Source organism: Dolichospermum circinale AWQC131C (genome assembly GCF_000426905.1).
Taxonomy (GTDB): Bacteria; Cyanobacteriota; Cyanobacteriia; order Cyanobacteriales; family Nostocaceae; genus Dolichospermum; species Dolichospermum circinale.
In genome coordinates, this window is the sequence record NZ_APIY01000429.1 from 1 (window position 1) to 2773 (window position 2773).

Here is a 2773-nt window from a genome sequence, read left to right on the forward strand (position 1 = left end):
AACGGGTGTTCTGCCCGTGACCTTACCTACTTACCGTAGTGAGAGTACTCATCTTGAGGTGGGCTTCCCACTTAGATGCTTTCAGCGGTTATCCTCTCCGCACTTGGCTACCCAGCGTTTACTGTTGGTACAATAACTGGTACACCAGCGGTGCGTTCCTCCCGGTCCTCTCGTACTAAGGAGGACTCCTCTCAATACTCTTGCGCCTGCACCGGATATGGACCGAACTGTCTCACGACGTTCTGAACCCAGCTCACGTACCGCTTTAATGGGCGAACAGCCCAACCCTTGGGACGTACTTCCGCCCCAGGTTGCGATGAGCCGACATCGAGGTGCCAAACCTCCCCGTCGATGTGGACTCTTGGGGGAGATCAGCCTGTTATCCCTAGAGTAACTTTTATCCGTTGAGCGACGGCCATTCCACTCTGCGCCGTCGGATCACTAAGGCCTACTTTCGTACCTGCTCGACTTGTCAGTCTTGCAGTCAAGCTCCCTTTTTGCCTTTACACTCGTCGCACGGTTTCCAAGCGTGCTGAGGGAACCTTTGCGCGCCTCCGTTACCTTTTAGGAGGCGACCGCCCCAGTCAAACTGCCCACCTGAAACTGTCCTCTCTCCGGCTCACGGAGATGAGTTAGAATTCTAGCTTCGCCAGAGTGGTATCTCACCGTTAGCTCCATATTCCCCACAAGGAATATCTCATCGCTTCCCACCTATCCTGCGCAAGCCAAGCCCGAACACAATTCCAGGCTACAGTAAAGCTTCATAGGGTCTTTCTGTCCAGGTGCAGGCAGTCCGTATCTTCACAGACATTCCTATTTCGCCGAGTCTCTCTCTGAGACACCATCCAAATCGTTACGCCTTTCGTGCGGGTCGGAACTTACCCGACAAGGAATTTCGCTACCTTAGGACCGTTATAGTTACGGCCGCCGTTCACCGGGGCTTCGGTCGCCAGCTTCACTAACGCTAACCAGCTTCCTTAACCTTCCGGCACTGGGCAGGCGTCAGCCCCCATACGTCCTCTTACGAGTTAGCGGAGACCTGTGTTTTTGGTAAACAGTCGCTTGGATCTCTTCACTGCGACCCACTTATCCAGTGGGCACCCCTTCTTCCGAAGTTACGGGGCCATTTTGCCGAGTTCCTTAGAGAGAGTTATCTCGCGCCCCTTGGTATTCTCAACCTCCCTACCTGTGTCGGTTTCGGGTACGGGTGTTCTATCTTCATCACATACACAGCTTTTCTTGGCACTTTCCTTCACCACTCGGAGTTCGTAAACTCCTCCCAAACCAATTAGGGTATGGCTATCTTTCATGCGTCCCTGTCTATGCTCCCACAGAACAGTAAGTGACTATTGACACTTTGTCCATCGACTACGCCTTTCGGCCTCGCCTTAGGTCCCGACTAACCCAGAGTGGACGAACCTGGCTCTGGAACCCTTAGGGTTTCGGGGTGTATGATTCTCACATACATTTGCGCTACTCAAGCCGACATTCTCACTTCCGTTTCGTCCACAGCTGCTTGCCGCTACTGCTTCTCCCTACTACGGAACGCTCCCCTACCGATTATGATTAGTAATCCCACAGCTTCGGTACATCACTTAGCCCCGTTCATTTTCGGCGCAAGAACGCTTGACTAGTGAGCTATTACGCACTCTTTCAAGGGTGGCTGCTTCTAGGCAAACCTCCTAGTTGTCTAGGCATTCTCACCTCCTTTATCACTTAGTGATGATTTGGGGACCTTAGCTGGTGGTCTGGGCTGTTTCCCTCTTGACAATGAAGCTTATCCCCCACTGTCTCACTGGCAATGTGTTCCCTGGGTATTCTGAGTTTGTCTCGATTTGGTACCGGTCTCCCAGCCCGCACCGAAACAGTGCTTTACCCCCCAGGTTTAATCATTACCGCTGCGCCTCAACACATTTCGGGGAGAACCAGCTAGCTCCTGGTTCGATTGGTATTTCACCCCTAACCACACCTCATCCGCTGATTTTTCAACATCAGTCGGTTCGGACCTCCACTTGGTGTTACCCAAGCTTCATCCTGGACATGGTTAGATCACCAGGGTTCGGGTCTATAAACACTGATTTTCGCCCTCTTCAGACTCGGTTTCCCTTTGGCTCCAGCATTCTCGCTTTAACCTACCAGTGCCTATAAGTCGCCGGCTCATTCTTCAACAGGCACGCGGTCATCCGTTTAATCGGACTCCCACTGCTTGTAAGCTTATGGTTTCATGTTCTATTTCACTCCCCTCCCGGGGTTCTTTTCACCTTTCCCTCGCGGTACTTGTTCTCTATCGGTCACACAGTAGTATTTAGCCTTACGAGGTGGTCCTCGCTGATTCATACGGAATTCCTCGTGCTCCGTACTACTCGGGATGCAGCTACTATCCTTTGACTTTCAACTACGGGACTTTCACCCCCTCTGGTACAGTATTTAGCTGTTTCGTCTAATCTCCAGATTCGATATCGCTGTCCCACTACCCCAAAAGATAAATCTCTTGGTTTAGGCTCTTCCCCTTTCGCTCACCACTACTTAGGGAATCTCTGTTTTGATTTCTCTTCCTCCAGCTACTAAGATGTTTCAGTTCGCTGGGTTGGCTCTTTCCTGTCTATATATTCAACAGGTAGTATTTAGGGTTGCCCCATTCGGATATTTCCGGCTCTCAGTTTGCTTCCAACTCCCCGGAACATTTCGTCGGTAACCACGTCCTTCTTCGCCTCTGTGTGCCTAGGTATCCACCATTAGCCCTTATTAGCTTGACCACAATTTTTCTTTGCTT

The 2773-nt window shown here is 51.3% G+C and carries 1 rRNA gene; it reads right to left on the reverse strand.

Features of this window, described 5'->3' with window-relative positions:
* Window positions 1-2756: ribosomal RNA gene (locus ACIR131C_RS0100735) — 23S ribosomal RNA — on the reverse strand; the annotation flags it as partial.
* Between the last annotated feature and the right edge of the window lie 17 nt (window positions 2757-2773).